The organism is Ruegeria sp. AF7 (assembly GCF_056541885.1).
The window spans coordinates 167380-182504 of record NZ_JBQFYX010000003.1 but is presented as its reverse complement, the minus strand read 5'-3'; the positions used below and the strand labels follow the sequence as shown (position 1 = coordinate 182504).

At 60.3% G+C, this 15125-nt stretch carries 14 protein-coding genes; 8 read left to right on the top strand and 6 right to left on the bottom strand.

The annotated features are described in order from the left end of the window. Positions 1-62 precede the first annotated feature (62 nt). Together ACR0AP_RS09300 and trhA are read left to right on the top strand one after the other, a co-directional pair. Positions 63-548 carry an RNA pyrophosphohydrolase gene (locus tag ACR0AP_RS09300; RefSeq protein ID WP_480506521.1) on the top strand — a complete coding sequence of 162 codons (486 nt, stop codon included), beginning with the start codon at positions 63-65 and terminating at the stop codon, positions 546-548. A gap of 110 nt (positions 549-658) precedes the next feature. Continuing rightward, on the top strand, positions 659-1306 hold the full coding sequence (gene trhA, locus ACR0AP_RS09295; protein ID WP_480506520.1) for a PAQR family membrane homeostasis protein TrhA: 648 nt from the start codon (positions 659-661) through the stop codon (positions 1304-1306). A gap of 53 nt (positions 1307-1359) precedes the next feature. Here the strand turns inward: trhA and ACR0AP_RS09290 are convergent, their stop codons facing one another. After that, positions 1360-2349, bottom strand: coding sequence for an adenosine kinase (locus tag ACR0AP_RS09290; RefSeq protein ID WP_480506519.1), 990 nt, complete (start codon positions 2347-2349; stop codon positions 1360-1362). Next, the gene (nth, locus tag ACR0AP_RS09285) at positions 2346-2990 is read right to left on the bottom strand and encodes an endonuclease III (RefSeq protein ID WP_209505105.1); all 645 of its coding nucleotides are present in this window, start codon (positions 2988-2990) and stop codon (positions 2346-2348) included. Before nth ends, ACR0AP_RS09290 begins: the two co-directional genes overlap by 4 nt. A 117-nt stretch (positions 2991-3107) precedes the next feature. Between nth and ACR0AP_RS09280 the strand changes: the two genes are divergently transcribed. Next, a complete protein-coding gene (locus ACR0AP_RS09280; RefSeq protein ID WP_480506518.1) occupies positions 3108-3959 on the top strand; it encodes a bifunctional helix-turn-helix domain-containing protein/methylated-DNA--[protein]-cysteine S-methyltransferase in 852 nt (283 codons plus the stop codon). 177 nt (positions 3960-4136) lie between these two features. Then, entirely contained in the window at positions 4137-4571 is a 435-nt protein-coding gene (locus tag ACR0AP_RS09275; protein ID WP_480506517.1) for a glyoxalase superfamily protein, read from the top strand. Positions 4572-4632: 61 nt separating this feature from the next. On the opposite strand, the gene ACR0AP_RS09270 is transcribed toward ACR0AP_RS09275, so the two are convergent. Further along, the gene (locus ACR0AP_RS09270) at positions 4633-6072 is read right to left on the bottom strand and encodes an aldehyde dehydrogenase family protein (RefSeq protein WP_209505102.1); all 1440 of its coding nucleotides are present in this window, start codon (positions 6070-6072) and stop codon (positions 4633-4635) included. Positions 6073-6286: 214 nt separating this feature from the next. On the opposite strand from ACR0AP_RS09270, the gene ACR0AP_RS09265 reads away from it, so the two are divergent. Continuing rightward, on the top strand, positions 6287-6937 hold the full coding sequence (locus tag ACR0AP_RS09265; RefSeq protein ID WP_480482809.1) for a peroxiredoxin: 651 nt from the start codon (positions 6287-6289) through the stop codon (positions 6935-6937). 129 nt (positions 6938-7066) lie between these two features. On the opposite strand, the gene ACR0AP_RS09260 is transcribed toward ACR0AP_RS09265, so the two are convergent. After that, positions 7067-7756 carry an outer membrane protein gene (locus ACR0AP_RS09260; RefSeq protein ID WP_480506516.1) on the bottom strand — a complete coding sequence of 230 codons (690 nt, stop codon included), beginning with the start codon at positions 7754-7756 and terminating at the stop codon, positions 7067-7069. A gap of 267 nt (positions 7757-8023) precedes the next feature. On the opposite strand from ACR0AP_RS09260, the gene ACR0AP_RS09255 reads away from it, so the two are divergent. After that, complete coding sequence (locus ACR0AP_RS09255) at positions 8024-8659, top strand: DUF1326 domain-containing protein (RefSeq protein ID WP_480506515.1); 636 nt, start codon at positions 8024-8026, stop codon at positions 8657-8659. Positions 8660-8671: 12 nt separating this feature from the next. Here the strand turns inward: ACR0AP_RS09255 and ACR0AP_RS09250 are convergent, their stop codons facing one another. Next, positions 8672-9676: a Hint domain-containing protein gene (locus tag ACR0AP_RS09250; RefSeq protein ID WP_480506514.1), complete on the bottom strand. Its 1005-nt coding sequence runs from the start codon at positions 9674-9676 to the stop codon at positions 8672-8674. Between the two features lie 176 nt (positions 9677-9852). After that, positions 9853-12003: a polyribonucleotide nucleotidyltransferase gene (pnp, locus tag ACR0AP_RS09245; protein WP_480506513.1), complete on the bottom strand. Its 2151-nt coding sequence runs from the start codon at positions 12001-12003 to the stop codon at positions 9853-9855. A 330-nt stretch (positions 12004-12333) separates the two neighbouring features. On the opposite strand from pnp, the gene ACR0AP_RS09240 reads away from it, so the two are divergent. Next, positions 12334-14046, top strand: a complete 1713-nt coding sequence (locus tag ACR0AP_RS09240) for an adenylate/guanylate cyclase domain-containing protein (RefSeq protein ID WP_480506512.1) — start codon at positions 12334-12336, stop codon at positions 14044-14046. 161 nt (positions 14047-14207) lie between these two features. Next, complete coding sequence (locus ACR0AP_RS09235; RefSeq protein WP_209505095.1) at positions 14208-15107, top strand: hypothetical protein; 900 nt, start codon at positions 14208-14210, stop codon at positions 15105-15107. The last annotated feature ends 18 nt before the right edge of the window (positions 15108-15125 follow it).

The following is a 15125-nucleotide window of genomic DNA, read 5'->3' as shown; positions in this document are numbered from 1 at the left end:
CCCTCTTTGCTGTAGCGCCGGTGATTGCTAGAGGTGGGCGGAACAACCCGATGAGGCCGCGCATGACCCCCGAAGAAATCGCCAAACTGCCCTATCGCCCCTGCGTCGGGCTGATGCTGATGAATACCGAGGGGAGGGTTTTTGTGGGCATGCGAAACGACGGCCCACAAGACGCCTGGCAAATGCCGCAGGGCGGTGTGGACAAGGGCGAAGATCCCCGCGACGCAGCCCTGCGCGAGCTGTGGGAAGAAACCGGGGTCACGGCTGATCTGGTCGAAATCATCGCCGAGACCGCGGGCTGGCTGCCCTATGACCTGCCCCATGACATCGTGCCCCACATCTGGAAAGGCCGCTATCGCGGGCAGGAGCAGAAATGGTTCCTGCTGCGCTTCACCGGCGCCGATGATCAGATCAACATCGAAACCGATCACCCGGAATTTACCCGCTGGAAATGGCAGAAGCCCGACCAATTGGTGAATGAGATCGTGCCATTCAAACGTGATGTCTACGAACAGGTTCTGAGCGTGTTCAAGGCGCATCTGTCCTGAACCCACCCTTTGCATAAGGCCTAACGTATTTGCATAAGGCCTAACGTAAGGGAAGGTTGGACATTTCCCGGGCTGATGGTTAGCGCGGAGATGGCATTTTCGGGCTAATCATGACGTATACGACCTTTCCAAGCACCGCTCAGGCACACAGGAATGCAGACATGGTCGTTCATGCGGTCGGGTTGTTGCTGATCCTATCAGCGGGCAGCGTTCTTGTTGTCAATGCCTATGCCCGACTTGAGACGGCTTTGTTTCTTGCGGTTGTGGTCTATGTTTTCTGCGCGTTGGCTTCGAACCTTGCGTCCTGGGCCTATCATTTCGCCCGCTGGCATGATCGTCGCATGGTGCTGCGCCGGATCGATCATGCAGCAATCTACCCCAGTATCTGCGGAACGTTTACGCCGTTCTTCGTTCAGGCGGGTACGACGTGGACCATGACCTTGCTTTGGCTGTGCTGGGGTCTGACCATCGTGGCGGTCTGGAACAAGATCGCAAACGAAACCATCAAATCCAAATGGTCGACCGCCTCCTATCTTGGGCTTGGGGCCATTGGATTAAGCGCGATGCCCGATATGACGACTGTTCCGGTGGCGACCCTGTGGTGCATCGTGGCCGGGGCCGCCAGCTATGTAATCGGAACGGTTTTCTATGCGCGAAAAACCATGCCGTTTCGCTATGCGATTTGGCATACTTGTGTGAATCTCGGCGGGATCTTCATGTTCGCGGGTATCTGGCTCGCGCTGTTCTCGGACAGATAAAAAAATGCCGGAGCGTGCACACCGGCCTTTCAATATTCAACCAGAAGATCTGGTTAAACCAGCCCTTCGTTCCTCAGAAGTTCGATCATATCCGCCTCGGGTCTCGGGCCGATATGGCTGATGACCTCGCGAGCGCAGACGTTGCCGATCCTGGCGCAGGTCTCGTAGTCGCGCCCGGTGGCCATTCCGTACAGGAACCCCGCGGCGAACTGGTCGCCTGCGCCGGTTGCGTCTACGGGGACGATCTTCTTGACCGGCACGTCGATGCGTGCGCCTCCGTTCAGGACGGTCACGCCATCACCCGAGCGCGTGCAAACCACCAGCGGGCAAATCTCGGCGGTCTTGATCAGCGCCTCTTCCAGATTGTCGGTTTCAAACAGCGATTTGATCTCGGCCTCGTTGCCGATGACAAATTCCAGCTCATTCTCGATCAGCAGCAGGAAATCGACCCGGTGCCGTTCCACGCAAAACGGGTCGGAAATGGCGATCCCGGTCTTGCCGCCACCCTTGTGGCAGGCGCGCGCGGCCTCAAGAAACGCGGCCTTTCCCTTTTCCTTGTCAAACAGATAGCCCTCAAGGAACATGATCTGGCTGCTTCCGGCGACCTCATCGGGCACGTCATGTGACGACAGTTCCGAAGAGATGCCCAGATAGGTGTTCATCGACCGCTCGCCATCTGGCGAGACAAAGATCATCGAGCGCGAGGTCGGCAATTCCCCGCCCGGAACCGGCGGGTTCACGAAATCGACGCCATCTTCGTTCATCGCATCCGCATAGAACCGGCCCAGCGCGTCGTCATGCACCCGCCCGATAAAGGCCGCATCCAGCCCCAGCGCACCTGCGCCCGCAATCGTGTTGGCAACGGACCCGCCCGGCGTCTGCACCCGGCGCTCCATCGAGGCATACAGAAGCTCGCCGCGCTCCTGCTCGATCAGTTGCATGATGCCTTTTTCAATGCCCATCAGTTCCAGGAAACTGTCATCGGCCTGCGAGATCACGTCGACAACGGCATTTCCGATACCGGTCAGCTGGTAGGTTTTCATAATGTCTTGTCCTCGAATTGACAGAGATCACGGATGATGCAGGTCGGGCATTGCGGCTTGCGCGCCTTGCAATGGTACCGGCCATGCAGGATCAGCCAGTGATGCGCATGGAGTTGAAAATCGGCGGGGATATTGTCTTCGATGGCGCGCTCGACCGCGTCCACGTCCTTGCCGGGGCAGATGCCGGTGCGGTTGCCGACGCGAAAGATATGCGTGTCCACAGCCTGCGCCGGCTGCCGCCACCACATGTTCAGCACAACGTTGGCGGTCTTGCGCCCGACACCCGGCAGCGATTGCAGCGCTGCACGGGAATTTGGAACTTCACCGCCATAGTCTTCGACCAGAATACGGCTCAGCTTGATGACGTTCTTGGCCTTCTGGCGGAACAGGCCGATGGTCTTGATATGCTCGATCAGGCCCTCTTCGCCCAGATCCAGCATCTTTTGCGGCGTATCGGCGATCTTGAACAACTCGCGCGTGGCCTTGTTGACCCCCGCATCGGTTGCCTGCGCCGACAGCGCCACGGCCACGACCAGCGTGTAGACATTCACATGCTCAAGCTCACCCTTGGGTTCGGGGTCGGCTTCCTGAAAGCGCGTAAAGATCTCGCGGATCGTATGATAGTCGAGTTGCTTTGCCATCCGGGCCTTAATGCCGCCCGAGGGGCCGCGACACAAGCCCAAAGCCAATGCGCAAGTTCCGGGTCGCGGCAGCGTGTCGCGCGCGCTATGGTTTGTGCCAGACAACGAGGTGCAACCATGAACGTCCAGACCCCCGAAAGCGGATACCACTATAACGTCATGCGCCGGGCAATCGACCTGATTGATCAGGGCGGTGAAACCCTCAGCCTCGATGAGTTGGCCCGCCAGATGGATATGAGCCCGGCGCATTTCCAGCGCCTGTTCTCGCGTTGGACCGGAGTGTCGCCAAAACGGTATCAGCAATACCTGACGCTGGGCCATGCCAAGGCGCTGCTGCGCGAACGGTTCACCACGCTTGAAACCGCCCATAACGTAGGCCTGTCCGGCAGTGGCCGCCTGCATGATCTGTTCCTGAAATGGGAATCCATGAGCCCCGGCGAATATGCCCGCAGGGGCGCGGGTCTGACGATCTACTGGGGCTGGTTCGAATGCCCCTTTGGCCCCGCGCTGGTCATGGGCACCGACAAGGGCATCTGCGGTATCGCCTTCGGGGCTGAAACCGGAGAGAAGGCGGCGATGGAGGATATGGTCTCGCGCTGGCCCAACGCGGATTATGTCGAAGATCCGATGCGCCTGCGACCCTGGGTTCTCAGCGCATTCGGCACGGCCAGCGACCGGTCAGAGCCGACACCGCTCTACCTGATCGGCTCGCCCTTGCAGATCAAAGTGTGGGAAGCACTGATGCACATCCCGTCGGGGCAGGTGACGACCTATTCCGAAATCGCGCTGCGCGTGGGTTCACCACAGGCCGTGCGCGCCGTGGGCACGGCGGTCGGGCGCAACCCAGTCAGCTGGCTGATCCCGTGTCACCGCGCCCTGCGCAAATCCGGGGGGTTGGGCGGCTATCACTGGGGTCTGCCGGTCAAAAGGGCCATGCTGGCCTATGAGGCGGCACAGGCCGACGCCTGATTGACAGCAGGCCCGACCGCTGCCAAAAAGCACCGCAGGTTCGGGTCCCCTGCCGTTCGCGGCCATTGGCTTTGGTGAAACCCGGTTGAACAAACATCTGTTGCCCTTTCCCGGCGCGCGGATGGTAATGCGAACCCCGTCCTAAACTCGCGCCCGTTCAAGGAAACGAGGCAAAACATGACACTGTCACAAGACATCGCTCCGCTGGAGGAGCTGAAAGAACAGGCCAAACGCCTGCGACGAAAACTGCGCGACACCGGCGTTCAGCTGTCGCACGGTCAGGCCCTGGAACTGGTGGCCCATCAACATGGGATGCGCGACTGGAACACATTGCACGCGATGGCGGGCAACCGGATTCGTTTGCGTGTGGGGGACCGGGTCGAAGGTCGCTACCTGGGCCAGCCGTTCACGGCGGAAATTCGTGGTCTGACCATGCTGGGGGACGGTGCGCACCGCCGGGTGACCCTACAGTTCGACACGCCTGTCGATGTGGTCCGGTTCGACAGTTTCTCGGCCTATCGCCAGCGCGTGACCGGCGAGATTGGTTGGGACGGTCGTTCCCGTCGCCATACGTCCGACGGGGAACCCCAGCTAGTGGTGCGGCCTGTCTGACATAACACGGGCGAGGCAACCGCGTTGCCTCGCCCTCTCATCTCGCATTGCGCCGGGTGTATTATTCAGCTGCCCAGCCGCCGACGGATTTGACTTCCAGAAAGTCCTCCAGCCCCCAAACGCCACCTTCGCGCCCGTTGCCGGATTGCTTCATCCCACCAAACGGAGAGCCCGCGCTGCGCGACTGGCCGTTCATCTCGACCATGCCCGACCGCAGAACCCGCGCCATGCGGTTGGCGCGCGCCTTGTCCTGCGTCTGCACATAATTGGTCAGACCATACGGCGTATCATTGGCGATCTCGACAGCCTCTTCCTCGGTGTCGAAGGGGATCATGGTCAGAACCGGGCCAAAGATTTCCTCGCGCGCGATGGTCATCTGGTTGTTGGCATCGGCAAAGACCGTCGGGCGGACATAATAGCCCTTGTTCAGCCCCTCGGGGCGTCCGGTGCCGCCCGCGACCAGCCGCGCCCCTTCGTCGATACCTTTCTGTATCAGGTCCTGAATCTTGGTCCACTGAACCTCATTCACGACGGGTCCGATATGGCGGCCCTCTTCTGCGGCACTGCCCACCGTGACCTTGCTGGCGACCTCGGCGGCGATCTCAACAGCCTGATCATAGATCGGTCGCTGCACCAGCATCCGGCTGGGGGCGTTACAGCTTTGGCCGGTGTTGTTCATCATATGCAGCACGCCGCGTTTGACAGCCTTTTCATCGGCATCGGCAAAGACCACATTGGCGCCTTTGCCACCCAGCTCCAGATGCACTTTCTTGAGCGTTTCCGCCGCGTTCTTCGAAATCGCCGTACCCGCACGGGTCGAGCCGGTAAAGCTGACCATATCCACGTCGGGATGACCCGACAGCTGCGAGCCAACGCCCGCGCCATCGCCGTTTACCAGATTGAAGACACCGGGCGGGAACCCTGCCTCGTCCATCATCTCGGCAAAGATCATCGCGTTCAGCGGGCTTTGCTCGGAGGGTTTCAGAACCATCGTGCAGCCCGCAATCGCCGCTGCACCGACCTTGAGCGTGACCTGGTTCATCGGCCAGTTCCAGGGCGTGATCAATGCGGCCACGCCAACCGCCTCATAGATGATCCGGTCATTCGGGGCGTGATCCCCCAGAGGGCGTTCAAACTGAAACGCCTTGGCCGCGCGGATGAAGTTTTGCAAATGCCATGTGCCTGCACCAACCTGCTGGCTGCGCGACATGTCAATCGGCGCGCCCATTTCCAGCGACATGGCCTGCGCCAGATCTTCCGCGCGGGTCTGGTAGATGTCGATCAGCTTCTCGACCAGCGCGATGCGGGCCTCTACCGGCGTTGCCATCCAGCCCGGCAGGGCGGCCTTGGCGGCGGCAACTGCCGCATCCGTGTCGGCCTGCCCACCCAGTGAGATCACCGCGCACGGCTCCTCGGTCGAGGGGTTGATGACCTCGAAATCATTGGGTTGCGACGGCGCGACCCATTGACCATTGATATAGAAATTCCGCTTTTCGATCATCCTGAGCCCTCCTGTCGGTCCAGCTAGAATCCGGCTGTTCGCCGACACTCTGTCACCCAAGCGAACAGGGGGCAATAGATAATTTGATCAAATTATTTTTCCAGTGAAACCGGTGAATTTCCGGGCCGCGACCACGATGCAAGTTTTAACCCGTGGGCAAAGTGATTAGGTTGCGGGCAATCGACTCAGGTTAATACTGGAAAGGAGATACCCCATGGGTTTGCGCATCAACGATACGGTCCCGAACTTCACCGCAGAAACAGATCAGGGCACCATTCAGTTTCACGACTGGATTGGCGACAGCTGGGCCATTCTGTTCTCGCACCCCAAGGATTTCACACCTGTCTGCACCACCGAATTCTCGGCCGTCGCTCAGCTGAGTGACGAATGGGCCGCGCGCAACACCAAGGTGATCGGCGTATCGGTTGACGGAGTTGAAGACCACAAGAAGTGGAAGAAGGATATCGAGGAATACGGCAAGGCCAATCCCGGGTTCCCGATCATCGCTGATGAGGGTCTGGCGGTGTCGAAAGCCTTCGACATGCTGCCCGCCGAAGCCTACCTGCCTGATGGCCGCACCCCGGCTGACAGCGCCACCGTGCGGTCGGTCTTTATCATCGGCCCTGACAAGCAGCTGAAACTGTCGATGACCTATCCGATGACCGTGGGCCGCAACTTTGCCGAAATCCTGCGCGCGCTGGACGGGTTGCAGATGTCGTCTAAAGGTGTCGCAACACCTGCCAACTGGGTGCCGGGTGAAGACGTGATCATCCCGCCCTCAGTGTCGAACGAAGACGCCAAGGCCAAATTCGGCGCGTTCGAGACGATCTTTCCCTATCTGCGCAAGACCAAAGCGCCGTCCTAAGGCGGTTACCGGGTCAGGGGGGCTGTCTGCCCCCCATCGCGCCTGCCGGCACGATCCCCCCCGAGGATATTTGGGGCCAGATGAAGCAGGCGGGGGCAGGGTGACCGGCGGGAAACCTGCCCCTAGACCTCAGAACCTGTACCGAAGCCCGAAATTGACACTGAACGTATCCAGATCGTCTTCGACGATGCCGGTCAACGCACCGTTCGGGGCCAGCCGCCGCGACGAGACGTCAAAGGCGCGGGCATAGCGGGCGTCGACGGTAAAGGCGGTTGACGGGTTGATCTCGTAAGCCACACCGGCGATCAGCTGCGCGGCAAAGGCGGTGTCGCTGTCATCCAGCGCCACACCGGGCCCATAGGCAAAATCCAGATCCGAATAGGTGGCCCCCAGACCAAACCCGGCATAGGGCGTCAGCGCACCCGCCTGTTTGAAATCGAACAGCACATTGGCAAACAATGAGGTCTGCGTGACATCGCCCGAGATATTGCCCTCGGCCCCCGGCCCGTTGCCCGAGAAGTTCACACCATCCACGTCGCTGTCGCGGTAAGACAGCTCCAGCTCAACCCGTGTTCCGAACCTGTCATTGGACCATTGCGGGATCTCCTTGCCGATGGCCACGCCCAGACCGAACCCTGCGTCGAACTCCGTGTCGACCGACTGCGGCGCGCCGCCGATCGTGCCTGCGAAATCGCTGTCCTGCAGCTGGCTGTACCCGACAAAACCCTGAACATAGGTGCCGTCACCCAGGCTCTGCGCGGCAAGCGCTGTCGCGCTGGCGGCGAGGGCCGTTGAGGTAAGTAAAATGTGCTTGAACATGATTGTCTCCGTTGCTCCAAAACTCTGCTTGGCCTCGATGTGGGCGGGTTTGACGGAAAGGAAAGGCGCGGGGTTATCACTTCGTTTCACAGGTTTTTGGACGCGCGTGAGTGAATAGATCCGGGGCTGGGGCAGCGCTGTTCATCGGCTTCTTCGGGCCCCTCAGGTTCTGGTTCGCGCCGAATTGTGATAGGGTGCTTAGGGGCAAAACTCAGGCATGCGACCAATCACCTCGGGCTTTCGGACTGTTCAAAGCAGGAGAAGACCATGGCTTTTACAGATTGGTATGTTGAAGGAGAGAGTTTCGGGAACTGCAACTGCGGCTATGCCTGCCCCTGCCAGTTCGAAGAGTTGCCGACCCATGGCGATTGCCGGGGGTTCGAAGTGCTGGAGGTGACCAAAGGGCATTTCGGTGACACCGACCTCAGCGGGACCAAAGCCGCGCTGATCTATGCCTGGCCGGGGCCGATCTTTGAGGGCGGCGGCGAGATGCAGGTGATCGTTGATCCCGCAGCAACCCCGGCACAGCGCGACGCGCTGGAAAAGGTCTTTCACGGTGAAGAAACCGAAGAGATGGCGACGCATTGGTATGTGTTCAGGGCGATGTGCGAGACGGTTCATGACACGCTCTACCTGCCGATCGAATTCGAGATGGACCTTGAAGAGCGCACGGCCAGCGTTACCGTTGGTGATGTTCTGAAATCCACCGGACAGCCGATTCAGGCCCCGCATGGTGGCGGCGCGCATCGGGTGCGCATCGATATCCCCGGCGGGATCGAGTTTTCCATTGCCGAGATTGGCAGCGCCTCGACCCGCTCTGATGCCGCGATAAAGCTGGACCTGAAGGACAGCTATGGCCAGTGGCATCTTCTGAAACATGGGCCCGGCGGGGTTACCCACTGATCGGCACCCCTGTCAGGCGGCGTGCGCAGATGTGTTCGGGACCGATGACCAGCAGGGCAGCGTCAGATCCGCCTTCAGCACCCGAACCTCAAAGGGTTTCAGCACCGGCAACGCGGTTGATCCATAGCCACCGGCACCGCAGGCCAGATCCGGGAACAGGGTGAACAGCTCGCGCCTTGTGGCGGGTGCCATCGCGCCCAGTGTCGTGTCGCCGGGATAGAAGGATTCGGACCAGACCCCTTCGACATTCACCAACTCATGCCGGTCAAAAAGGATATGGACAAACTCGACCCCTTGCGCGGGCAGTTCCTGAACGATTGTCCGCCCGTTGATCAATCCCTTGGCCGGGGCCAGCATTGCGGTCTCGCAATGCATCAGCTCCATCATCGCCGAGGTGACGGCGATCCGGTGTTGTGGCGAGACGACCAGATCACGGTTGGGGCTGTTCGGCCCGAAACACCCCGCCATGATCCGTACCGGGCAGAGATGAGGGTCCTGTTGCAACTCCTGCGCTGACAAGCGACGCCTGCCGATCCAGCGCACCGGGCGGGTATGGCCCTTGGCGGTGACAACCGGGTCGCCGGGGTTCAGCGTCTCCACCCGGCGCAGCCCGACGGGCGTCCGGATCAGGGACCCGGCGGTGAAACACACGAAAGACGGCAAGGTCTGATAGGTGGTTGGCGCTGCCGTCCCGCCAAAGCTGGTCCCCGTGATCGTATCGTTCAACTGCGCCTGACCCGAGGTGACGATGATGTAGCGCGGGTTCGAGAACTGAACCAGAATGAAGGTGACAGGTGCCCCGTTCACCGTTCCCGAATAGCTTTCGAAGGTGCTGAAATTCTGGCTTGTCCCGGAAAAACCGGGCAGGGCCGACAGGTCAAGCTGCGCGCTGTCAGGGTCGGGATCCTGCAACAGGGCGTCATTGTCGGTGATGTCAACGAAATAAGCGGCGGTTATATCGACGCTTTTATTGCTATAGGGGTCTGCGCTGATTTCGAAAACGGTAATCGAGGCCACGGTCGAAAAGCATCCCTGAATGCAACATGATCATCCTTATGGTTGAGTAAATACACGCATGAAGTGTTAATAATTGATTTACCAAGCCACGGGACGCCCGGTGTTCTTGACCGCACGGACAAAAAAAGCCCCGGTCGAAACCGGGGCTTTTCGCATTCAATCAGAGGGTGGGCAGATTACTCTGCGCTTTCCTCTTTCTTTTCTTTCTTCTCGGGAACGATCTCTTCGCCGGTTTCCTGATCGACCACTTTCATCGACAGGCGAACCTTGCCGCGATCGTCAAAGCCCAGCAGCTTGACCTTCACTTCCTGACCTTCCTTCAGAACATCCGACGGATGGTTCAGGCGGCGGTTTTCGATCTGGGACACGTGGACCAGACCGTCGCGCTTGCCAAAGAAGTTCACAAAGGCACCGAAATCGACGATCTTGACCACCTTGCCGGTATAGACCTGACCTTCTTCCGGCTCGGCCACGATCGACCAGATCATGTCATAGGCCTTCTTGATCGATTCCCCATCGGGCGATGCGATCTTGATGACGCCATCGTCGTTGATGTCGACCTTGGCACCCGAAACCTCGACGATCTCGCGGATGACTTTGCCGCCCGAACCGATCACTTCACGGATCTTGTCGGTCGGGATGTTCATGGTCTCGATGCGCGGCGCGTGGACCGAGAACTCGTTGGTCTCGGACAGGGCTTTGCCCATCTCGCCCAGGATGTGCATCCGGCCGTCCTTGGCCTGTGCCAGGGCGGTTTCCATGATCTGAGGCGTGATGCCCGCGACCTTGATGTCCATCTGAAGCGAGGTGATGCCGTTTGCAGTACCCGCAACCTTGAAGTCCATATCGCCCAGGTGGTCTTCGTCACCCAGAATGTCGGTCAGAACTGCGTAAGACCCGTCATCTTCCAGGATCAGGCCCATGGCAACACCGGCAACCGGGGCTTTCAGCGGAACACCCGCATCCATCATCGACAGCGAACCGCCGCAGACAGACGCCATCGAGCTGGAGCCGTTGGATTCGGTGATCTCGGACACTACGCGGATGGTATAGGGGAAGTCGGTCGGCGCAGGCAGAACCGCCTGAAGCGCGCGCCATGCCAGCTTGCCGTGACCGATTTCGCGACGGCCGGGCGAACCCACGCGGCCAACCTCACCCACCGAGTACGGAGGGAAGTTGTAATGCAGCAGGAAGTTCGATTTGAAGTTGCCGTGCAGCGCATCGATGAACTGCTCATCGTCGCCGGTGCCCAGCGTGGTCACGGCCAGCGCCTGGGTTTCACCGCGGGTGAACAGGGCAGAGCCGTGTGTGCGCGGCAGCAACGAGGTTTCGGCTTCGATGGCACGCACATCGGTGGTCGAACGACCGTCGATGCGCTTGCCGCCCTTGACGACGTCACCGCGCAGAATACCGGCTTCCAGCTTTTTCATCGCCGAGCCAAGGTTGGCGTCTTCCAGCTGTTCCTCGGTCAGCGCTTCCTTGATCGCTTCACGGGCAGAGGCAACAGCGGCGGTGCGCTCCTGCTTGTCGGTGATCGCGAACGCGGCGCGCATCTGCTCTTCACCGGCAGCCGAAACGGCGGCGTAAAGCTCCGAGTAATCGGGTGCGACGAATTCGAACGGCTCTTTCGCGGCGTCTTCGGCCAGCGAAATGATCAGGTCGATGACCGGTTGGATCTGCTCATGCGCAAAGGTCACGGCACCCAGCATCTCCGCCTCGGACAGCTCATAGGCTTCCGATTCCACCATCATCACGGCGTCTTTGGTGCCGGCAACAACCAGATCCAGACGCTGTTCAGGGTTCAGGCGCAGGTCCTGCATGTCATCCACGGTCGGGTTCAGGACGTATTCGCCATCCACGAAACCAACGCGGGCACCGGCGATCGGGCCCATGAACGGCGCGCCGGAAATGGTCAGCGCAGCCGAGGCGGCGATCATTGCAACGATGTCGGGATCATTGACCAGATCGTGGCTCAGCACGGTGCACATCACCAGAACTTCGTTTTTGAAACCGTCAACGAACAGCGGGCGGATCGGACGGTCGATCAGACGCGCGGTCAGCGTTTCTTTCTCGGTCGGGCGCGCTTCGCGCTTGAAGAAGCCACCCGGAACCTTACCGGCGGCGTAATATTTCTCTTGGTAATGTACGGTCAGCGGGAAAAAGTCCTGACCAGGTTTTTGGCTCTTGGCAAAGGTCACGTTGGCCATGACGCTGGTTTCGCCCAGCGTGGCAATCACGGTGCCGTCGGCCTGACGGGCAACCTTGCCGGTTTCCAGTGTCAGCGTCTCCTCGCCCCACTGCATCGATTTCTTCGTTACATCAAACATATGCGTATCCTAGAACGGAGCACTCCCGCCCCTGCGGGTCTCCGGTTTTGCATGGCGGCCCCATTGCCGCCGACCCCATTTATCTTCCGTTCGAGTGCCGGGGTCAGGGCACAACGTCTCAGATACCGCGCGCATACATGAGAATGCGTTGGAAGGAAAGCGAAACCGAAAAAGCTGGCCGGATCATGCTGAGGCAGGCCCTGCCCCCTCGCAGCGCGACACAAGGCACAAGGGCCGCATGATGGTGCGACGCGTGCCATAACCCCCGTCCGGGAAATGGCCTGACAGAACCGGATCACTGCGCTAACCTAACTTTCATCGGGGGTGCGAATGAAAAGACGGCTTACGACAGTGCTGGCGGCTGACGTAGTCGGGTACTCTGCGCTTATGGATCAGGACCGGCAGGGTACACTTGCAGCGCTGAAATCGTTCCGTGACGACACGCTCACTGCCCTGCTGGAATCCCACAACGGCACATTGATCAAAAGCATGGGGGATGGCTGGATCGCTGAATTCCAGTCAACGTCCGACGCGTCGGATTTTGCGATTGCCCTGCAATCCTGCGACAAGCCCGAAGGGCTGCGGCTGCGCATCGGTATTCACACGGGCGAGGTCATCACAGAAGGCGAAGACATCTTCGGTGATGGCATCAATGTCGCTGCCCGGCTCGAAGCTCTGGCCAAACCCGACCAGATCCTGATCTCGGACACGGCGCATCACAGCCTTGACCGGGGTGATGCGGGTCTGTTCGGCGGCGGCGGGCAGGCCGAGCTAAAGAACATCACGCGCCGCGTTGGTGTCTGGTGTTGGCCAAAGGGCTCAACCGCCAATCTTGCAACACCCGCCGACACCCGCCCGGGGATCGCCGTTCTGCCCTTCGACAACATGTCCGGCGACCCCGAGCAAGAGTTCCTTGCCGACGGTATAACCGAGGACATCATCACGGAACTGTCGCGCTTTCGCTGGCTGATGGTCGTGGCCCGCAACTCGTCCTTCATCTTCAAGGGAAAAACGACGGATATCCGCCAGGTCGGCCTGGCGCTCGGGGTTCGGTATGTGCTGGAAGGGTCCGTCCGCCGCGCGGGACAGCGTGTCCGGATCACCGGGCAGTTGATCGATGCGGAAAATGGCAGCCACCTGTGGGCCGATCGCTTTGACGGGGTGCTGGACGATATCTTCGACCTTCAGGACAAGGTCACGCAAGAGGTCGTCACGGCGATCGAGCCTTCGCTGCGCCACGCTGAAACGAACCGGTCCCGCGCCAAGCCGACCGAAAACCTCGAAGCCTATGAACTCTATCTTCAGGCGCAGTCGCAATTTCACCTGCTGACAGATGACGCCAATCGCGAAGCCATCCGGCTGACGACGCTGGCGCTGGACCGCGACCCGGATTACGCCGCTGCCGCAGGGCTGCTGGCCTGGCTGCACATTCAGCGGCTTGTTCAGGGGCTCGATCCCATCGGCGAAGGGCCCAGGGCCGCCATCAGCGCGGCAGAACGCGTTCTCATGAGCGACCGCGCCGACGGCATTGCCATGGCTTATGCGGCGCATTCAATCTCGATGCTGGCCCGCGACTTGCCGCGCGCGCGGGCGGCGTTCAAACAGGCTCTGGCCGAAAACCCCAATGCTGCAAGTGTTCACATGCTCGCCTCTATCAACCTGTGCATGTTGAACCGGTCGGACGAGGCATTGGAACACGCAACACATGCCATTGAACTCAGCCCGAAAGACCCGATGCGCCATGCGGCGCATATCGCCCGGGCAAGTGCGCTTTTTCAACTGCGCCGGTATGACGAGGCCGCCGCCGCAGCGCGTGACGCTCTGGCCGTTCGGTCAGGATTTGTCATGAGCCACCTGATGCTTATTGCCGCCTTGGGCCAGATGTCGGATGCCGCAGCGGCGCAGGCGGCGATAAGCGACCTGCAAGCAATGCGCCCCGATATCACCGCTTCCTCGGATCAGACCAGTTTGCCAATCTTTACCGTTCCGGCCTGTGCGGAAAGCTGGCGCGAAGGGTGGAAAAAGGCCGGTCTTCCCGAATAACGGCTGATCTACAGACACGCGTTCTGCTGCGGCCACGAAACGCCGCGCCCCCCGGTTGGCGGCGACCGGTTGTTCAAGTGTGATGTTCACCACAGAGAGATTTCAAAACTCGTCTATTGTGCAGGCTTATTGTGTCAAAGTTAATGAAAGTAGGTTTACCCATGAAGCTCCATTCCGCCTCTGGCATTTCATTCAACCCTGATGTGTTCGACGAGTCATTTATCGAGATGCTCGACAAGCTCCCCGAGGACGCGGTCGAGGACATCGACCTTGATGCAGGCCCCAAGATGCCACTGATGACAGCCCCGGCCACCGAACCAAGCGCGGCGGACGTGGCCGCGATCATGGAAAGCGCATGGGAAGAGCTTTATGCCTCAGACGAAGGGGCCGATATCCGCGCGCTTCCGGCCGACCAACAGGCGCAGATCAAGGCGCGGTTCCTGTCCCCCGACCCGATACCCGAGGCCGAAGCCGCTACGGTTCCCGTCGATGCCGCGCCGTTCTCGGTGCAGGAAACCGCGGACAGCCTGATCCTGATGCAGGGGGACACGCCGCTTTTGGGGGCACCGCTGGGCACCAGCAGGAAAAAGCGCAAGAAAGCCGCGCTGAACACCTTTATCGGGGCCGCCGCCAAAGCGTTTGCCGATATCATCACGATGGCCATGGCCGCGCTGGGGGTTTATCAGGCGCTCGGAACCAAGACGGTCACGCGGGCCGGGGCCGGGATTGCCGTCAAATGCAGCGGCCCGATCAGCCGACATGCCGGCGCAATCGCCAAGGCCGGAACGGCGGGCAGCGATCTGGCCATGATGAAGGCCATGCTGGGCGTCGCCAAGGCGTCCGTCGGGTTCACCAAACTTGCGGGCATCGTTCTGACCGACATGAGCGGCCTTGAAAAAGCCGCCGCGATTGCCACCTGCGTCGGCGGCATGACACTGGCCGTCGCCTCGGCAAGCGGGTCGTTCTGGGTGTCGATGCTAGCGATGGTAACCGCAGTTGCGATGTTCGTGATCGACACCGCCTTAGCGGTCGATACCTACAAAAAGTGGCAGGCGATCTGACCCGAAGACAGCAAAAGC

Bases quoted from the DNA above. Each gene is read 5' to 3' on its own strand.
- ACR0AP_RS09300 (WP_480506521.1), top strand. From the start codon at position 63: ATGACCCCCGAAGAAATCGCCAAACTGCCCTATCGCCCCTGCGTCGGG.
- trhA (WP_480506520.1), top strand. From the start codon at position 659: ATGACGTATACGACCTTTCCAAGCACCGCTCAGGCACACAGGAATGCA.
- ACR0AP_RS09290 (WP_480506519.1), bottom strand. From the start codon at position 2,349: ATGAAAACCTACCAGCTGACCGGTATCGGAAATGCCGTTGTCGACGTG.
- nth (WP_209505105.1), bottom strand. From the start codon at position 2,990: ATGGCAAAGCAACTCGACTATCATACGATCCGCGAGATCTTTACGCGC.
- ACR0AP_RS09280 (WP_480506518.1), top strand. From the start codon at position 3,108: ATGAACGTCCAGACCCCCGAAAGCGGATACCACTATAACGTCATGCGC.
- ACR0AP_RS09275 (WP_480506517.1), top strand. From the start codon at position 4,137: ATGACACTGTCACAAGACATCGCTCCGCTGGAGGAGCTGAAAGAACAG.
- ACR0AP_RS09270 (WP_209505102.1), bottom strand. From the start codon at position 6,072: ATGATCGAAAAGCGGAATTTCTATATCAATGGTCAATGGGTCGCGCCG.
- ACR0AP_RS09265 (WP_480482809.1), top strand. From the start codon at position 6,287: ATGGGTTTGCGCATCAACGATACGGTCCCGAACTTCACCGCAGAAACA.
- ACR0AP_RS09260 (WP_480506516.1), bottom strand. From the start codon at position 7,756: ATGTTCAAGCACATTTTACTTACCTCAACGGCCCTCGCCGCCAGCGCG.
- ACR0AP_RS09255 (WP_480506515.1), top strand. From the start codon at position 8,024: ATGGCTTTTACAGATTGGTATGTTGAAGGAGAGAGTTTCGGGAACTGC.
- pnp (WP_480506513.1), bottom strand. From the start codon at position 12,003: ATGTTTGATGTAACGAAGAAATCGATGCAGTGGGGCGAGGAGACGCTG.
- ACR0AP_RS09240 (WP_480506512.1), top strand. From the start codon at position 12,334: ATGAAAAGACGGCTTACGACAGTGCTGGCGGCTGACGTAGTCGGGTAC.
- ACR0AP_RS09235 (WP_209505095.1), top strand. From the start codon at position 14,208: ATGAAGCTCCATTCCGCCTCTGGCATTTCATTCAACCCTGATGTGTTC.